Source organism: Pseudomonas sp. 10C3, assembly GCF_036346185.1.
In the GTDB taxonomy this organism is placed as follows: Bacteria; Pseudomonadota; Gammaproteobacteria; order Pseudomonadales; family Pseudomonadaceae; genus Aquipseudomonas.
Map to the genome: position 1 here is coordinate 1 of NZ_JASJVE010000064.1, position 1,003 is coordinate 1,003.

Below are 1,003 nucleotides of genomic sequence, written 5' to 3' on the forward strand. Positions count from 1 at the left end.
CGCCTTTAACGCCGACCCCGCCGTTCCCCAAAGAGGGGCTGCTGCCGCGCACGTCCGAGGATGTGGGGCTTAACTACCGCACACAATTTCGGCCCGAGCTTCTGGCCGGCTATGCGGCTGAACGCGCCGCCGAGGCGGCGGGTGAAACGTATACCGGCCCGCCGTGCATGAATGTGCTGAACATCTCCCTGTGTTTCGACGGCACCAACAACCACGAACCTTCAGACAAACTCGGTCAACCCCCGAGCACCAGCAACGTGGCGCGGCTTTACCACGCCAGCGTCGGTGCCGACTCAGGCACAGAGCAGAGCCGGGCGAACACAAACGGGTTTTACGCCTATTACATGCAAGGGGTCGGCACCGAGTTCAAGGAGATCGGCGAGTTCGAACCACGAGACCTGGGGCTGATCGGCGCGGTCGGCGGTGAGAACCGGATCAATTGGGGTATCACGCGCCTGCTGGATGCGGTGGGTCGGGCTTGCGGTGAACCACGTCTCAAACCTTCAGACGCCTATGAGTTGGTGCAGAAAATGGGCACCTCGTTCACTGAAGAGATGCTCGGCGCGACGTTGCTCAAGAGCGGTGACAGCCGTCGGCGAGAGGCCTTGCACGCGCCGTTGCTGGCGCTGCAAAAAAAGGTCGACTTTGTGCATGTGCGCAAGACCCAGCCGCGGATCATCGGCCTGCGCCTGTACGTGTATGGCTTTTCCCGGGGCGCCGCCGAAGCCCGGGCCTTTGCCACCTGGCTGGAAAGTTTGACCCAAGTCGAGGTCGAGGGTGAAACCTGTTACCTGTTTGCTGGCCTACCGATCTGCATTGCCTTCCTGGGCCTGTTCGACACCGTGGCCTCCACCGGCATGGCCTACGCGATGCCGTTCGCCGAGGGCCATATGGGGTGGGCCGATGACTCCATGCGCCTGTCGGACTCGGAGAAGTTTTTGGAGCGCTGCGTGCATCTGGTCGCCGCCCATGAGCAACGCACCTGTTTCCCGGTGGACTCGAT

General features: G+C 62.3%; 1 pseudogene. It reads left to right on the top strand.

Going from position 1 to position 1,003, the window contains the following annotated elements:
- A pseudogene (locus QN399_RS26105) lies at nt 1-1,003 on the top strand (DUF2235 domain-containing protein); the annotation flags it as partial.